Annotated in this window: 12 protein-coding genes; 5 read left to right on the top strand and 7 right to left on the bottom strand. The window is 49.3% G+C overall.

Translation table 11 applies throughout. The features are described from left to right. Nucleotides 1-163: 163 nt before the first annotated feature. Entirely contained in the window at nucleotides 164-892 is a 729-nt protein-coding gene (locus tag Pan161_RS14860) for an RsmE family RNA methyltransferase (RefSeq protein ID WP_145228303.1), read from the top strand. 27 nt (nucleotides 893-919) lie between these two features. On the opposite strand, the gene Pan161_RS14855 is transcribed toward Pan161_RS14860, so the two are convergent. Next, nucleotides 920-1,300 carry a DUF5658 family protein gene (locus tag Pan161_RS14855; protein ID WP_145228300.1) on the bottom strand — a complete coding sequence of 127 codons (381 nt, stop codon included), beginning with the start codon at nucleotides 1,298-1,300 and terminating at the stop codon, nucleotides 920-922. 47 nt (nucleotides 1,301-1,347) lie between these two features. After that, entirely contained in the window at nucleotides 1,348-2,313 is a 966-nt protein-coding gene (locus tag Pan161_RS14850; RefSeq protein WP_145228298.1) for a sugar phosphate isomerase/epimerase family protein, read from the bottom strand. Nucleotides 2,314-2,614: 301 nt separating this feature from the next. Between Pan161_RS14850 and leuS the strand changes: the two genes are divergently transcribed. Next, nucleotides 2,615-5,539, top strand: a complete 2,925-nt coding sequence (gene leuS / locus Pan161_RS14845; protein WP_145228296.1) for a leucine--tRNA ligase — start codon at nucleotides 2,615-2,617, stop codon at nucleotides 5,537-5,539. 65 nt (nucleotides 5,540-5,604) lie between these two features. On the opposite strand, the gene Pan161_RS14840 is transcribed toward leuS, so the two are convergent. Together Pan161_RS14840 and Pan161_RS14835 are read right to left on the bottom strand one after the other, a co-directional pair. Then, nucleotides 5,605-8,058, bottom strand: a complete 2,454-nt coding sequence (locus Pan161_RS14840) for an ATP-binding protein (protein ID WP_145228294.1) — start codon at nucleotides 8,056-8,058, stop codon at nucleotides 5,605-5,607. A 223-nt stretch (nucleotides 8,059-8,281) separates the two neighbouring features. Then, a complete protein-coding gene (locus Pan161_RS14835) occupies nucleotides 8,282-8,713 on the bottom strand; it encodes an acyl-CoA thioesterase (protein WP_145228292.1) in 432 nt (143 codons plus the stop codon). 133 nt (nucleotides 8,714-8,846) lie between these two features. Here Pan161_RS14835 and Pan161_RS14830 point away from each other — a divergent pair, with 133 nt between their 5' ends. Together Pan161_RS14830 and Pan161_RS14825 are read left to right on the top strand one after the other, a co-directional pair. Next, nucleotides 8,847-9,764 carry a carbohydrate kinase family protein gene (locus Pan161_RS14830; protein WP_145228289.1) on the top strand — a complete coding sequence of 306 codons (918 nt, stop codon included), beginning with the start codon at nucleotides 8,847-8,849 and terminating at the stop codon, nucleotides 9,762-9,764. Nucleotides 9,765-9,818: 54 nt separating this feature from the next. Beyond that, nucleotides 9,819-10,592: a peptidylprolyl isomerase gene (locus Pan161_RS14825; RefSeq protein ID WP_145228288.1), complete on the top strand. Its 774-nt coding sequence runs from the start codon at nucleotides 9,819-9,821 to the stop codon at nucleotides 10,590-10,592. Between the two features lie 9 nt (nucleotides 10,593-10,601). Here the strand turns inward: Pan161_RS14825 and Pan161_RS14820 are convergent, their stop codons facing one another. The 3 genes from Pan161_RS14820 to serA all read right to left on the bottom strand — a co-directional run bounded on the left by Pan161_RS14820 (nucleotide 10,602) and on the right by serA (nucleotide 14,725). Then, a complete protein-coding gene (locus Pan161_RS14820) occupies nucleotides 10,602-11,915 on the bottom strand; it encodes a homoserine dehydrogenase (protein WP_145228286.1) in 1,314 nt (437 codons plus the stop codon). A 224-nt stretch (nucleotides 11,916-12,139) separates the two neighbouring features. Next, entirely contained in the window at nucleotides 12,140-12,790 is a 651-nt protein-coding gene (locus tag Pan161_RS14815; RefSeq protein WP_145228284.1) for an HNH endonuclease, read from the bottom strand. Between the two features lie 309 nt (nucleotides 12,791-13,099). Beyond that, nucleotides 13,100-14,725 (bottom strand): phosphoglycerate dehydrogenase, encoded by a 1,626-nt coding sequence (serA, locus tag Pan161_RS14810; protein WP_145228282.1) that lies wholly within the window; start codon nucleotides 14,723-14,725, stop codon nucleotides 13,100-13,102. A 310-nt stretch (nucleotides 14,726-15,035) separates the two neighbouring features. On the opposite strand from serA, the gene Pan161_RS14805 reads away from it, so the two are divergent. Then, on the top strand, nucleotides 15,036-16,439 hold the full coding sequence (locus Pan161_RS14805; RefSeq protein WP_145228280.1) for a TAXI family TRAP transporter solute-binding subunit: 1,404 nt from the start codon (nucleotides 15,036-15,038) through the stop codon (nucleotides 16,437-16,439). Nucleotides 16,440-16,453: the final 14 nt, after the last annotated feature.

The raw sequence follows: 16,453 nt of genomic DNA, 5'->3' as shown, positions 1-16,453 counted from the left end.
TATCAAGAGACTATTCTGATCTAAAAAACTCTCCTTATTGATAAAATCGGTCATTCAGTGCTATCGGCATGACCGAACCCCGCCTGAGTTGTCTGATTTTTCTCAACTTACGTATTTTAAAGAGCTTAAAGTATTTCCGAGCTGGTCTATACCGAGAACAAATATGCCACATCGTTTTTTTTATGACGGGTTGTTTGATGCGGATACGCTTCTGCTGGAAGGTAGCGAAGCACATCATCTGCTGCATGTCCTTCGGATGCGAACTGGTGATACCGTTTTGGTGTTTAATGGAAGGGGAGCGGAAGCAGAAGGGGTTATCAGCAAAACCTCCCGGAAAACAGTCGAAATACAGGTGACTTTAAGACATGCTGCTCCGACCAGTTCGCAGGTTCCCTTAATTCTGGCGACTGCCGTTCCCAAGGGAGACCGCTTTCGCTGGCTTGTTGAGAAAGCAGCGGAGCTCGGCGTGACAAAACTGGTTCCCCTCCTGACCGAACGCAGTAGTGTGGATCCCGGTGATAATCGATTGAAAAAACTACAACAGACAATCGTTTCTGCCGCCAAACAATCCGGGCAGATTCAACTTATGGAACTGGCTGAGGTACAGAAATGGGATACATTCCTGTCAGAGATCAACCAGACCGAGTGCCGCCTGTTGATTGCTGATCCGGCGGGCTGTGGAATCGATCTGTTTAAACTGAGTGAAAAGCCAGAGTCACCGGTGGTCATCCTGATTGGTCCGGAGGGAGGCTTTACGCCAGACGAACTCCAGTCTGCGCAGGAAAAGGGAGCAAAATCTGTCAGGCTGAGTGAAGGGATCTTGCGCATCGAGACGGCGGCTATTTTGTTCGCCGGTCTGATTCGTTTGACGGAACCCAGTGCCGAAGCATGATAGAGTCGCCTCTGGTTATAATCACAACTAATTAAACAGATAGCCCGAACGTATAAAAAGGGCAAAACTGTAAATAACCACTCCGGCGACAATCAGCGAACCGAAATTCAGCAGATTGCGACCCGTCGACATTTTTTTCCGTGCTACGATCTGGGCAATCACTGTTACTACTGCAACCAGGGTAAACTTAAAGTAAACCATGCCCTTGATGCCCCAGCCCGCGATAAAATAATTCGCCAACTGGTTAGATTCCCGGAAATTGCCGGTTACCAGCAGCAGGTAAGTCATGAAGACATCCAGCGCATTGACCAGAATAAAGATACAGGTCTCTCGTTCCAGGGGTAATTGATGATTCCAGAATGCGCGTTTTTTATCTTTCTCCTGAGGATCCGTTTCGGTTTCATCCATGACAGTATTTCTAGTGATCAATAGCGGGACAGGAAGATGATTAGCTTTCAGATCAATTTTCGCAGTTGTTTTAAATACCCGGGAATCGCTTCCTTCGGTTCTTCTTTGGCTTCGTATTCCAAAACAACGAAGTTTTTATAGTGAGCGTCTTTCAGAATTTTTATAATTCGGGGGATGTCGGCGGGAACCTGATTTCCACGGGCCCCCATTTCCACTTTGATCTGGGCATTGATGGCCAGTGGCGCGATTTTTTCCAGATCTTCATAGGGATGTTCTGTACGGAAGTTACCGCTGTCGAAATTGATTCCGAAATTGGGGGCTTTATCGATGCCATCTATGATTCGCATCATCTGCCCGGGTGTCGAAGTGATTCCCCCATGATTTTCCAATGCGAGACTGACGCCTTTTTTCTCAGCATACTTCAGCGATTCATTAATACCTGCCTGGCAGATGCGAATCGCTTCGGCTTCATTTCCCCCTTTGGGAACCTTACCGGCGAAAATGCGAATTACGGGAGCACCCAGGATCGCAGAATAATCAATCCATTTACGGGTCATTTCCAGCTGTGCATCTCGGGCGGTTCCTTTGGGCAGGCAGAAATCGTTACCGATGGCTGTGCCTGATACAGCTAGTCCCAGTGAGCCTGCCAGGTCGCGTGTTTCTTTCAGGTAATCTTCATTGACTGGATTAGGGAAATAGTAGCTGGTCAGTTCGCAGCCATCCAGTTTCTGTTCGCCACAATAGCGGACGAAGTCCTGAATGGTCATGGTGGCCGGTGTTTTTCTCTCACGGGTTTTTGGCCAGCTCTGTTGCATGTAACGGTTGAAAGAATAGGCGGCCAGACTCAGTTTTAGATGCTCAGGAACCTCTTTTTTCTGAACACCTGCTGCGAAAGTGGTGTCTGAAATCAGAGAACCTGCTGTCAAGGCAGCAAACCCCCAGGCTGAAGATGACTTCAGGAAATCACGTCTGCTGGTTTCGCCGTTAAAGGGGGAATCGGAACTGACTACCATTATGTTTACTCCAGAGTTGAGTACCGTTAAATCAGGTAAATAATCGAAAACACCGTTCCAGGGAACAGGGCTTGTGTATTTTGACAAATCAATGGTCGTAAAGAAACCCTCGATATCAAAAACAGGCAGAATTGCAAAGTTTCTACGGATGGCTAAACTTACTCTATTACTATAGATATCACTGACAGGATTACTGTCTGTTTGTTACGATGTCGGGTCGGGCTATGCTGGCCCGGTGGGACAGAAAACCATTTTTTAGCCGGGTCATCATACCCTTGAACGATTAGGAAGACTGGACACAATGCCTCGTTACGACGCCAAGCGGATTGAAACCAAATGGCAGACCTATTGGGATCAGCAGGAAACCTTCAAAGTCGGTGATTTTATTGAAGGGAAAGACAAGCTGTACGTTCTCGATATGTTTCCTTATCCGTCAGGCGAAGGGTTGCATGTCGGGCATCCCGAAGGGTATACGGCAACTGACATCGTCTGTCGCCACGCCCGTATGCAGGGGAAACAGGTATTACATCCGATGGGCTGGGACGCGTTCGGCTTGCCTGCCGAGCAGCATGCCATCGAAACGGGGACCCCTCCCAAAATTACAACTCAGAAAAATATTGATACCTTTCGTCGTCAGTTGAAGATGTTAGGTTTCAGTTATGACTGGAGTCGTGAATTTTCCACGACGGATCCGGATTACTTTCGCTGGACGCAATGGATCTTTTTGCAGTTATTCGATTCGTGGTTTGATACAGAATTTGAATGGACGGGACCAGATGGAAAACAGCGTGTTGGTCGCGCCCGCCCCATCAGCGAATTGCCGATTCCCGAAAAAGTGAAAACTGAAGGCGAAGAATCAATCCGTCATTATCAGAACCGACATCGTTTGGCATATCAGCACGAAGCGCCCGTCAACTGGTGTCCGAAACTGGGAACTGTTTTAGCCAACGAGGAGATCATTGATGGGAAAAGTGAGCGGGGCGGACATCCCGTGGAGCGGATTCCATTGCGGCAGTGGATGCTGCGGATTACGAAGTACGGCGATCGGTTAATTGATGGACTTGAGGGACTGGACTGGTCCGAGTCGATCAAGTCGTTACAGAAAAACTGGATCGGTCGCAGTGAAGGCGCAGAAGTTGATTTCTATGTGGGTTCAGGAGATTCAGACGCCGACCTGGAGCAGGGATTCGCAGGCTGGAAATCATCGCGCAGCGAAACCGGATTCCCGGAAGACACGGAAGCGGATGTCTTACGCGTCTATACCACCCGTCCCGATACGTTGTTCGGTGCGACCTATATGGTACTCGCTCCTGAGCACGAATTCGTGGATCGCCTGACAACAACTGAGCAGAAGCAAGCCGTTGAAACATATCGCAAACAGGCCGCACTCAAGAGCGATCTGGACCGAACCGATCTGGCTAAAGAAAAAACAGGGGTGTTTACAGGCAGTCATGCGATCAACCCGGTCAACGGCGAGAAAATTCCGGTCTGGATTGCCGACTATGTTTTGATCAGTTATGGAACGGGTGCCATCATGGCGGTTCCCGCTCACGATTTACGCGACTGGGAATTTGCCGTTGAGTTTGATTTACCCATCATTCCTGTCGTAGAGCCACCTGCAAAATACGAACCTGCGAAAGAGGAGCAGGCTTTGGAGGCGGAAATCGCTGGCGAAAAGCGAACTCCCTTCTCCGGAATAGGAACGGCCATTCATTCGGGCGAATTTGATGGTATGCAGACCGCAGATTTCAAAAAAGAGATCACAGCTCGTCTGGTCGAGCAGGGCCTTGGTAAAGGCGCCGTCAATTATCGACTCCGCGACTGGTTATTCAGCCGTCAGCATTTTTGGGGCGAACCGTTTCCCATCTGGCATGAGTTGGATGAGGACGGCAAGATAACAGGTCTGATGCGACCGGACCCGGAAGAAAGTTTGCCGGTGGAACTTCCCGAAATGAAAGAGTACAAGTCTGCGGGGACTCCCGAACCGCCGTTGTCTTCTGCGCCTGACGAATGGTTGTATAAAACAGATACGGACGGCAAGCGGTTGTTGCGTGAAGTGAACAGCATGCCTCAATGGGCGGGCTCCTGCTGGTATTACCTGCGGTTTGCTGACCCCAAAAACAGTGAGCGATTTATCGATCCGGAAAACGAGAAGAACTGGTTGCCCGTCGATCTGTATATTGGTGGCGGCGAACATGCGGTTCTGCATCTGCTTTACGCCCGTTTCTGGCATCAGGTGTTGTTTGACCGCGGGCATGTTACTTGCTCGGAACCGTTCCAGAAACTGGTGAATCAAGGCATGATTTTAGGTGACATCGAACTGACCGGCTTTCAGCAGTCAGACGGCACCTGGGTATCGGCGAAGGATGTTGCCGAATCTGATGATTCAGAAACCAAATGGATCGAAAAATCATCCGGGACACCGGTTAGTATGGTCAGCCTGGAATCGGACCAGGTGCAGAAGCAGGGTGAGAATTTCGTACTGGTTGATCATCCTGAAATCTCTGTCAACAGTCGCGCCTATAAGATGTCGAAATCACGGAAAAATGTCATCAATCCTGATGTCGTTGTGGAACAGTATGGCGCTGATGCCCTGCGGATGTACGAGATGTTTATGGGGCCGTTGGAAGCGACCAAGCCCTGGAGCATGAGTGGTGTGGATGGCGTTGGTCGATTTCTGGGACGCGTCTGGCGCTTGATCATTGATGAGCGACAGGAAGAGGTTACCTTAAGCGAGGCCGTCACCGATGACGCACCCGATGAAGATCAGTTGCGCATTTTGCATAAGACCATCAAAGCCGTATCGGAGGATATCGAAAAGTTATCATTCAATACGGCCATCAGTCGTATGATGGAATTTACGAATGCAATGGGGCCGCTGAAAACCAGATCCAAGTCGGTTCTGTCTGATTTCGTATTACTGCTTTCACCGTTTGCACCTCATATTGCAGAAGAACTCTGGAGTGTACTGGGGCACACAGAATCTCTGGCCTATCAGCCATGGCCCGAATTTGATGAAGCGTTGCTGCAGGAATCGGTCGTAGAAATTCCGGTGCAGGTGAATGGGAAACTGCGGTCGAAAGTTTCTGTCGCAGCGGATGCCGACCAGGCGACCATGCAGCAGACTGCGGAACAAGATGAGACGATCGCCCAGCACCTGGAAGGTAAAACCATCGTGAAGGCGATTGTGATTCCCGGGCGACTGATCAACTTTGTGGTCAAATAACTGAGAGGGCAGGGGTGAAGCAGCGTCGCTTTTCCCCTGTCTCCGGTTGTTCATAGATCCTGCTGCTACTCTTCTTCCAGTCGATAGAGTGGCTGACTGATCCCGGTCGTGTCGACTGACCAGGGAAGCCAGGCAAATGCAACTTCATTCACCATGAGATCGGACTTCCGCGGTCGAACAGGATAGGCTTCAATTTCCAGATCCTCCGGTCGAATCGGCTCTTCCAGTTCATCAATCTCCTGCTGAAACTCGTCTTCCAGTTCAGCATATTTTTGATGCTGGATTTCCAGAGCCTCTTTCGCCCGTCCAATGTCACCATGTTCTTTAGCGGCGCGTCCCACACTGCGTGCTGCCGTTGATGCTTTTCTGACGTTGGTGGCACTGGCCACTTTTCTGCCCATGATCGCACCGAAAATAGTCGTGCCGATTGAGAGAAACGTACTCAGCTTTTTATCACTATATTGTGCTTCTTCCCGCGCCACCCGCTCTTCCGCTGTGCGAATTCTGTTTTTGATTGTATCGAATTTGGAGGAATACTTTGCCCGCAGCTTTTCCAGTTGTAGATCACGTTCTTCTCGCATCAGTTGTTTGAGACGTGCCCGAAAAGCAGCTTCATTTTCTTCGGGATCGGAATACAGTTTTGGATCTGCGCTAAACCAGAGATTCAACGGGCGTTCCTGGTACAGGTAAGTCTTAAGTTCCTTTTCCCAGGATCGGTATTGTTTTGTTTGTGTGAGTAAACTGTCAACTTCTGCAAAGATTGCCTGGGAATCAGGCGCTGCGTCATAATCCAGGTTCCCGGGCGGGATAAATGTGGCAGCTTCCCAGATTGACTCCGGTACTGATCCTGTAACTGTCAGCAGCATGGCGACATCCTGCCAGAGATCGACCTTTGATTTGGCATCGGCGTAACGCAGTTTCGCGAGACCAATCAGACCAGGGCGGTACACAAGCCGGCTTGTGGTCGGGGCGATCGTCGCAGCGGTGAAGATTCGCTGTTTAATTTCAACGGGAATCAACGGGGGCTGTGAGAGGTCTGGTTCAGCAGTCGTGTCGAGAGTTGTTTCAGCGGGGGCGGGAGTTGATTCGGCGATAGCCTGCTTTCGCGGGTCCATTAGCGTTTTAATCTGGTTTCGTGTCAGCGGTCCTCGCAGGTAAGACAGTGCCCACCTTGTCTGAAATACAACGGGCGCGTCTTCATGAACGTTGTGTAACAGGAATACTCGGCTGCCCAGGTCAGACAGAATGGCTTCCATTTCCTGTCGATGGAACTGGCTGCCGGCCGTTCCTGATGCGCTTTCCAGCCCATCGAGTACGCGTGCTTTGTCACGTTCTGTCTGCAGGCGTCCAATGAACCAGGTGCCTGTATTCGAGAGACCTTTGTAGTCCAGGTCGACCGGGTTTTGTGTCGAAAGGACCACGCCCAGACCATAGGCTCGTGCCTGTTTTAATAAGGTGAGCATCGGCGTTTTGGAGGGGGGATTTGCTGTCGGGGGGAAGTATCCGTAAACCTCATCCATATACAGGATGGCCCGCAGGCTTGAGGTCCCTGACTGACTGCGGACCCAGGCCAATACTTCATTGAGCAGGACGGTGACGAAAAACATACGTTCCGATTCAGACAGGTGTGCAATCGACAGAATCGAAATGCGGGGCTTGCCTTGTTTCGTCATTAACAATCGCTCAATATTTAATGCTTCCCCCTGCATCCAGGATTCAAATCCCGGAGAAGCCAGCAGATTGTTGAGTTGCAGAGAGAGCTGCATGCGGTCTTTCGCCGGGTAAAACATATCCAGGTTGAGAAACCCGATCTTGTCAAACGGAGGTGCTTGAATTTCCTGAATCAGGCTGGCGATGGACAGATTTCGCTTTGCTTTCCAGGCATTGCTGAGAATATTGGAAAGCAGGATATGTTCGCGACTATTGATCGGGTCAGCATTGATTTTCAGTAACGCCAGCAGACCAGAGACGGCGGACATAATGCGATCCCGCAGGGCATCGCTGTTGTTTAAAATCACTTCACTCGGGGCGTCGAATGATTTCAGAACAGAAATGGGAAGACCGGCATTACTGCCTGGGGTGTAAATCGCCATGTCGACAGCATCGCGCAGTCGGGCAATACGAGCGCCATCCTGCTGCCAGTCGGCCAATCCCTTCTTCCAGAGATCAGCGGTCCCGCTGGCGAATTCGTCAGGTGTCTTCCCTTTACGTACGGCTTCACTTTCTTCAATCCAGGGTCGGAAATCAGCTGGTTTTAAATCCGGAAAATTGAGCAACAGATTTCCCAGATCACCCTTAGGGTCGATGGCGATCACAGGAATATCATCAATGGCGGCTTCTTCCAGCAGAGACAGGCATAACCCGGTTTTACCACTGCCAGTCATGCCGACACACACGGCGTGCGTTGTCAGGTCTTTACTGTCGTATAAAACCAGATCTTCTTTCAGGCGATCTTGAGGCAGGTCATATTCGCGTCCCAGGTAGAATGCCCCCAGCTTTTCATAAACTTGATCAGTCATAGTTCACCGTGAATGGATAAGAGATGAGTTCGTTTTCAGAATAATATCTGTAAGCAAGATCCTGGAGGCGAGTGTCAAAATAAGGTTCTATGATTGAATGGGATGTGCTCCAGAGCAGCTTACAATCTGAATTGTAGATAGCGTACCATGCTGTCTGCTTGATTTCACGTTTTGAGTCAGATTCTTCCTTAAAAAAAATGGGGAAGCGATTTATGTTGGATTCTCACTTCTCAGGTTCTTCCGATTCAGGAACAATGGAGAAGCAGGAAGCGACTTCGGTCGGGATACGGCGGGGAGCGAGACTTTCGTAATTCACAAACGCCCAGCTTGTTTCCGCACGTACCAGCAGCTCGGAATCGGCAGGACGGAGTATCCTGTATTTTCGGAGAGATTTTACTTTCTGAAGTGTGGAGATCCATGTCTGCACCACGATTTTCTGATCCAGAAATGCGGGTTGCAGATATTCGATAAAATGGCTGCGTGCGACCCAGCCGATTTTCAAATCCCGATACCGACGTCCTGGCCAGCCATTGGCTGTCGAGTGAGCGACCGCAGCATCCTGCAGCCATTTCAGATAGACCACATTATTGACATGTCCCAATCCGTCAATTTCGTCTTCAGTCACTAAATGATGGTATTCATAAATGCGATGCATGGAATTTATATCCCCGAATATGGTATGGTATCAGTTGTGAGAAATTGTACTTCTCATTGCAGTGGCACTCCGTTTCTGAGCTGTAATCTCGGAACAGTGTAATTGAATCGAATCAAAATTGAATCTGAGTTTCATGAATAACATAAAGTCGCTTCCACTGGTAATTGGTTTAGGTGAATTACTGTGGGATTGTTTTGAGGACGAGAGACGACCAGGTGGTGCACCGGCGAATGTCGCTTTTCAGGCAAATCAACTGGGATGTCAGGGGACTGTTGTCACGCGCGTCGGTCAGGATGCGCTCGGGAAAGAACTGCTGGAATTCCTGAAACAGCAGGGACTGTCTGTAGACCATGTACAAATTGACGAATCCTTTCCAACGGGAACTGTGACCGTACAGTATTCCGATGCCAATGATCCTCAATATACAATCCATGAACACGTTGCCTGGGACCATCTGGAATTTAATGACGATCTGTCTGCGTTGATGCAGCACTCACAGGCAGTCTGTTTTGGAACACTGGCGCAGCGAGAAACAGCTTCGCGCGAGGCCATTCATCAATGTCTGGCAGCGACAAGTGAAAAATGTCTGATTGTTTATGATGTGAATCTCCGCCAGCATTACTACGAGCGAAGCTGGATTGAGCGTTCTCTGGAGGCGGCAAAGATGATCAAATTAAATCAGGATGAAGTGGCTGAAATAAGCAAACTGCTGGGATTATCAACCGGTAGCCTGGGACAGTTTGCGAATCGAATTCAGGAGGATTACGAACTGGAAGCGGTCTGCATCACACGTGGTGCTGAAGGTTGTCTGATTTATGCTGAAGGCCAGGAATTTAATATCCCTGGTTCTCCTGTGGAAGTCACCGATGCCGTCGGTGCCGGTGATGCGTTTACTGCAGCTTTAATCTCCAGACGGCTGCAGGATTGGGGTTGGGAGCAGGCAGCAATATTTGCGAACCGTGTGGGAGGCCTGGTTGCCAGTCAGGCAGGCGCAATGCCTGTGCTCAAGCAGGAATTCGAACAGATCAGTCAGAAAATTCAGAACTCTTAAAGATCAGTTTCGTCAATTAATTTTAATACTCTGAATAATATAAGGATGAAAGAAATGTTACGTCTTAGTTTACTGGCGTTGAGCCTGGTTGTGTTGTGTTGTGTTGGGTGTTCTGGCGAAGTTCCTACCGAAGCTGGAAAAGATGCTCCTCCCAGCGCCGAGAATTATCAGGTACTTCTGGAGACAACCAAAGGGAATATTAAACTGGAAGTGCATCCGGACTGGTCCCCCAAGGGAGCAGAACGATTCAAAGAACTCGTTAAAATGGGTTTTTATAATGACACGGCATTCTTTCGTGTCCTTGACGGATTCATGGCGCAGATTGGCATCAATGGTGATCCGGAACTGCATGCCAAGTGGCGTGACAACAATATCATGGATGATCCTGTAGTAGAATCGAACAAACGTGGTTATGTATCCTTCGCCAAAACAGGAATGCCCAACTCACGATCCACACAGTTTTTCATTAACTATGGGGATAATTCCAATCTGGATGGAATGGGCTTTTCTCCGTTCGCCAAAGTGGTCGAGGGTATGGATGTCGTAGATTCACTTTATAACGAGTATGGAGAAGGTGCGCCCCAGGGGACCGGACCCGACCAGATGAAATTAGTCGCCGAGGGAAACACGTATCTGAAAAAAGAATTTCCCATGCTGGACTACATCAAAAAGGCAACCATTGTGGGCGACGAACCAACTAAAGCTAAAGAGAAACCAGAAGCCAAACCTGATTCTGAAAAGCCGGCTGAGAAAGCAGAGCAAAAATCTGAAGCACCCGCCGTTGAAAAGAAAGAGGATGCGGCTGTAAAACCAGCTACGAAAGAGTAGTCGGCCAGATCAGTCGTTGACCGGCATGCGCACAAAGGGAGACCGGATGCAGTCCAGCTCATCCAGCTCCCTGCTGGCGGCCTGAAAGCGACCTTCCGTCGTACGATGGGTCATAATCACCAATGGTACGATCGAGAATTCTTCAGAGGGATCGACTTCCGGGGCTTCATGCTGAACCAGGCTGGCGATGCTGATCTCATGGTCGCCTAATACGTTCGTAATGTCGGCTAATACATGGGGGCGATCTTCCACGTTTAAACGCAGGAAGTAGCGACGGGAAATTTCCTCGCGCGGCATAATCTTGATTCCCTCGCGAGGGTTCCAGAGATCAAGTCGGGGAAATGTCAAAGCAGCTCTACCGACGGCAATATCAACCACGTTCGCGACGACAGCAGAAGCCGTCGCCATCTGACCTGCTCCCATGCCTGACAGCCAGACCTTGCCGACAGCGTCACCTTCGAGGGCGATTTTATTGTAGGCATCTTCTACATGGGCCAGTGGGTTATCATTCCGGATCAACGTTGGCTGGGCATGCATTTCCAGCTGGCCATCCAATAACTTGGCGACGGCCAATAACTTTACGGTATAACCTAACTCTGCGGCGTACTGTAAATCCGCCAGCGACAGGCAGTCGATTCCCTGACGCAGAAACTGATTCAGGCCAACTTTGATTCCCAACGCCAGTTGCACTAGAATTCCCAGTTTTTGAGCAGCGTCTGTCCCATCGACGTCCATGGCTGGATCGGCTTCAGCATAACCGATTTCCTGCGCGCTTTTTACAGCATCATCGTAACTCACATTGTGAGAAAACATCTCTGTCAGTATGTAATTGCTGGTCCCGTTGAGGATGGCCTCGATGGAAGTGATCTGGTTGGCTGTCATTGCCTGGGTGACGGTCTCAATGAGAGGCACTCCACCAGCGACGGCCGCTTCGAAGCAGATACAGCGTCCCAACTCCCGGGCGCGTCGAAACAGACTTTCTCCCTTTTCACAAAGGAGTGCTTTATTCGCTGTCACCACGTCTTTGCCACTTTCGAGGGCGCGTAACATGATGTCATACGCAGGGTCGATCCCACCAATCAGCTGAATGACGACATCAATGGATTCATCGTGGAGGACGGCATCGATACTGTCAGTCAATACTTCCGCTGGCAGATCAACGTTTCTCGGGCGGGACAGATCCCGTACCACAGCCTTTTTGAGTTGAATCGGTCGTCCAGCACGAGTCGTCATTTGTTCGGCACGATCCAGCAGTATTTTAGCAACACCACTGCCTACGGTTCCCATACCGATAATGGCTACGTTTAACGGAGAAGACGACATTCCAGATTCCTGAGTGATTAATAATATTGATTGCTGCAAGAGGCTATATTTCAGGGTCGTAATATAAACGGTTCACCAGGAGAGTGGAACCATGGCCTTGAAAATCAGCTGATTTCATCGAGATAATATCGGGGGATTTAGCGATTTTAAGGGGCATTTCATGCCAGACCGATCATTGGGGAGATCAAAAAGAGGGGAGCAGGAAGAGCGGGGATGATGCGTGATCAGTCACAGGTAAGAAGTTCTTTCGAGCCTACAAAATTTTTCCAGCACTCATATTTTGCCTGTTTTACTTGTTGGAGTAAAACAGGATTACGGCTGGGCTTGGCTGGTTTCTGGAACAGTTTCATCCCCGCCTGGGAAGGAGTGCGTCCACCCTTTTTCGTGTTACATCGTCTGCAGGCACTGACAATATTTTCCCAGCTCATACCACCTCCGTGCGAACGGGGGATCACATGATCCAGACTAAGTTGTTTGACGCTGAACTTTTTCTGACAGTACTGGCAGCGATAGCTGTCTCGAATGAAAATATTGCGACGATTGAACTTGATGGTGTTATTGGGGATCCGGTCATAGCGGAGCAGGCGGACAACTCGAGGCACTTGAATTTCAAAATTAACTGACAGAATCCAGTCTTCCAGTTCATTCCGCTCATTAAATTCGGCTCTCAGCTCGCTGATTTCAATCCAGGAACCGAAGTCGTAATTCATGAAACTGCCGTCTTCCACGCTGATGACTTCTGCAATATCTTTACTCAGCAGGCAGAAGGCCCTTTTTGCAGAGATCACGTGAACTGGCGAGTAAGTCTTGTTCAGTGCCAATACACTCGCCTGCATGGCACTGGACTGTGCTTTTCTGGTCGTTGCTGAAATCATATGCCGCCCACCCTCCAGAACTCTTAGCAAGGTCATGGCAATATCAGGTACGTCAAATATCAAAGCGACTTAACGAAGAAACAAAGTATAAGAATTGCCGGGAATGATACCTTAACTGTATTACCAGTCAATTCAAATTTTCAGATTCCGCGTATTATTCAGGCGCGTACCTTCTTCGCAGATATTTTACTCTTGAGGGATCCCCCCAGGCAACTGTTTTCAAAGGGACGGTTGAAATGTATACTAAAAAACAGCCGCTTCTTCTGACAGGTCAAATCAGAATGAAGCGGCTGTGGAATTCAAATCAGTTTACTGCAACCAGGACAATGGTGCGGTCGCCGGGGGCATTTTAATCAGCTTGACGCAGGAAACGTCTTTGTGGCTGGAGACTTCTGCGATGGCTGCATCAGGAACTTCACCATCCACATTCAAAACAGCAATCGCCTCACCGCCAGGTTGATTCTGCAGACGTCCTAATGCCATATGGGCGATATTGACATTGTGATTGCCCAGAACCGTGCCAATGTAACCAATCAGTCCGGGGACATCATGATGTCGGTAAATTAACAGATTTCCGTCCAGGTAGCCATCCAGGTAGAACTCATCCAGTCGAGTCAGACGCAGGAAGTCCTGACCGAAGATGGTACCCGCGGCAGAGCATTTTCCATCTTCCGTTTCGACGGTTGCGGTAATCAAAGTGGAAAGTGTGCCGGCTTCAGTTGATTTTGATTCGGAAATCTCAATGCCACGTTCTTTGGCAAATACCGTTGCGTTGACGATATTGATCTCTGCTTCAAAGGCATTGGATAGCAGTCCGGCTGCAAAGCTGGATGTAATCAGTTTGGTCTGTTTGTCAGCTACCTCACCTCGATACTGGAGCTGGACACTTTTCAGGCTGCCTTTGGTTTGTTGCGATAAAAACAGTCCCAGCCGGTGTCCCAGTTCAATATGTGGTTTCAGGTCAGCCATCTCGGCACCTGAAACGGGAATCATGTTGATGGCATGTCGGATTTCATTTTTGGTCAGGAAGTCAGTGATAATCTCCGCTGCTTCCAGAGCCACCATTTCCTGAGCCTCATCAGTCGAAGCACCCAGGTGGGGCGTCGCGAGCATATTCGGCGCGTTGATCAGACGGCGGTTTTCGGGTGGTTCCTGAGTGAATACGTCACAGGCGGCACCGGCGACTTTTCCGGATTCCAAGGCATCTGCCAGATCGTCTTCGTTGACAATACCACCGCGGGCACAGTTGATGATTCGCACACCGGGACGCATCGTGGCGATGCGTTCGGCGTTAATCAGATCACGTGTTTCATCGGTCAGAGGAGTGTGAACTGTCAGAAAGTCACAATACTTAACCAGTTCATCGACTTCCTTATAAAGTTCAATACCATACTCGGCTGCACGCTCTGATGACATGAAAGGATCGTAGCCGATGACTTTCATTTCCAGTCCCTGAGCACGTTGTGCAACAGAGAGACCAATACGTCCCAGTCCGATAATCGCCAGGGTTTTGCCGGCAACCTGGGTTCCCGTCAGTTTTTTGCGTTCCCACTTGCCTTCCTTCATGGTGGCATACGCGGGGCCGATGTTCCGGGCCAGCGCCATCATAAGGGCGATTGTCTGCTCGGCCGTACTGGTGGTATTCCCGGCCGGTGTGTTCATGACGACAATCCCTTCCCGCGTGGCTGCGGCACGATCGATATTGTCGACTCCCACTCCGGCTCGCACAATCGCTTTGAGCCGGGGCTGGTCTTTCAGGATTTCTTCGGTGAGTTTTGTCGCGCTGCGGATGATAATACCATCTGCCGACTTGAGTGCTTCCCGTACTTCTTCTGGCGATAAGCCGGAACGAATATCCACTTCGATTTCCGGGTTATCTTCGAGAATTTTGAGACCGGCTGGCGAAAGATTGTCCGTGATCAGGACTCGGTACATGGAACTCACTCACTTATTAAAATAAGGGAAAGGGGTCAGGGAAATCACAATGATGCCCTGATGATACAGAGGTATCGTCCCTTAGCATAGTTCGCCAAAAAATCGCGCCAAGGCAAACGGCACCGCAAAGTCGGGAATTCCCGAAACAGAGCCTGGCTTAAAGAAGCTGGTCTCGAATTCGGACATAGATCCCTCTATTTATGTCTCGAATGGGGAAAACTTTATTTAAAAAGAGTATGATATTCTGTGCACATTCTCTCTCATTTAACCAGGGATTACTATTTTTGAGAATTCATAGAAGAAGGTAGATATGAAGCGGTCTATGATCAAAGTTCTGCTGGTCATGCTATTGATATTTTTACCCGTAATATTACATCAGACTTATCGCTGGCTGACGGCTTTACCAGACCAGATCACCATTGCAGCCGGCCATCCAGAGGGACGGTATTACAGCATGGCGCTGGAGCTGAAAGGCCTGCTGGAAGAGCAACTTGGAACGAAAGTAATTATTCAACAGACGAAAGGGTCGCTGGAAAATCTGGAGTTACTGAGAAGTGGAAAGGTTGATCTGGGTTTCTATCAGCCAGGGGCAGAGTATGTGCTGAAGGGATTTCAAGCGGAGCCTGAAAAAGCCGGAGCCCAAAAGCAGTCGGAAATTGATCGCATCGGTTTTATCGCAAATCTTTATTCACAGGTTGTACATGTGGTCGTACCTGTTGAATCCGAGATCAAAAAGCTGGGTGATCTGAAGGGGCATCGGATTGCCCTGGGGGAACAGGGATCGGGAGACCTTGCCGCCAGTCTGCCTCTTTTGCGGCATGCGCAACTCAGTCTGGATGAGATGACCCCCGCTTACCTGTCTTATGAAGAAATTGAGGAGCAGTTCAATCAAAAACAACTGGATGCAGCCATTATGACCGTTGGGATCGAGGCACCTGTTCTGCATGAATTGCTCGATACTGGAAAATATCGGATTCTGGAAATTCCTTATATCGATGCCCTGATCCGCAAAGAAACCCATTTTGACAAGTATCAAATCCCAGCCGGAATGTTCCGCCGGGTAGATCCAGTAGTGCCACCTCAAGACCTGCAAACGGTAGCCTGTGGCGCACATCTGCTTGCCCGTGAGTCGGTTTCTGATGATCTGGTTTCGGGAGTGACGTCCATTATTTTACATCAGGATTTTTCAAAGCAGTTACAACTGAATGAATTGATCGAGGGGGGAAATTCCTTTGCCCGGGATAGTCAGGGATTTCCACTGCATGTGGGGGCAGATCATATCTATAATCCCGAACTGAAGCCCTTTCTGAATTCGGAGTTTGTTGAAGTTACTGAAGGAATGCGATCGTTTATCGTTTCGATGCTGATCGCGACATACCTCCTGTGGCGCCAGATTCAGAAACGACGTGAAAAAGCCAAAGAACATAAACTGGATCGCTACATCAGACAGCTGCTTGCGATAGAGAATAAACAGATGAAACTGGATGGGAATCAGCATTCAGATGGTCCGGCGTTACAAATACTTCTAGACGAGGTCACCGCCTTACGCCAGGAGAATTTGAAACAGTTTTCTGCACATGAACTGAATGAAGATCGGGCAACCGATGCTTTTCTGGAGATGTGTCATGCTTTAAGTGACAAAATTAATGCCAAGCTGCTGGGCTGGAAAATTGATCGGCTGGGTGAGAAAATAAACAAAAGTCCTGAATCTTAACAGCTGATACTCAA

Source organism: Gimesia algae (genome assembly GCF_007746795.1).
Classification (GTDB): Bacteria; Planctomycetota; Planctomycetia; order Planctomycetales; family Planctomycetaceae; genus Gimesia; species Gimesia algae.
The sequence above is the reverse complement of the archived record's forward strand: the minus strand, read 5'-3'. Positions and strand labels throughout refer to the sequence as shown.

What these genes read in the sequence shown, in the direction of transcription:
- Pan161_RS14860 (WP_145228303.1), top strand. Translation starts at nt 164, where the DNA reads ATGCCACATCGTTTTTTTTATGACGGGTTGTTTGATGCGGATACGCTT.
- Pan161_RS14855 (WP_145228300.1), bottom strand. Translation starts at nt 1,300, where the DNA reads ATGGATGAAACCGAAACGGATCCTCAGGAGAAAGATAAAAAACGCGCA.
- Pan161_RS14850 (WP_145228298.1), bottom strand. Translation starts at nt 2,313, where the DNA reads ATGGTAGTCAGTTCCGATTCCCCCTTTAACGGCGAAACCAGCAGACGT.
- leuS (WP_145228296.1), top strand. Translation starts at nt 2,615, where the DNA reads ATGCCTCGTTACGACGCCAAGCGGATTGAAACCAAATGGCAGACCTAT.
- Pan161_RS14840 (WP_145228294.1), bottom strand. Translation starts at nt 8,058, where the DNA reads ATGACTGATCAAGTTTATGAAAAGCTGGGGGCATTCTACCTGGGACGC.
- Pan161_RS14835 (WP_145228292.1), bottom strand. Translation starts at nt 8,713, where the DNA reads ATGCATCGCATTTATGAATACCATCATTTAGTGACTGAAGACGAAATT.
- Pan161_RS14830 (WP_145228289.1), top strand. Translation starts at nt 8,847, where the DNA reads ATGAATAACATAAAGTCGCTTCCACTGGTAATTGGTTTAGGTGAATTA.
- Pan161_RS14825 (WP_145228288.1), top strand. Translation starts at nt 9,819, where the DNA reads ATGTTACGTCTTAGTTTACTGGCGTTGAGCCTGGTTGTGTTGTGTTGT.
- Pan161_RS14820 (WP_145228286.1), bottom strand. Translation starts at nt 11,915, where the DNA reads ATGTCGTCTTCTCCGTTAAACGTAGCCATTATCGGTATGGGAACCGTA.
- Pan161_RS14815 (WP_145228284.1), bottom strand. Translation starts at nt 12,790, where the DNA reads ATGATTTCAGCAACGACCAGAAAAGCACAGTCCAGTGCCATGCAGGCG.
- serA (WP_145228282.1), bottom strand. Translation starts at nt 14,725, where the DNA reads ATGTACCGAGTCCTGATCACGGACAATCTTTCGCCAGCCGGTCTCAAA.
- Pan161_RS14805 (WP_145228280.1), top strand. Translation starts at nt 15,036, where the DNA reads ATGAAGCGGTCTATGATCAAAGTTCTGCTGGTCATGCTATTGATATTT.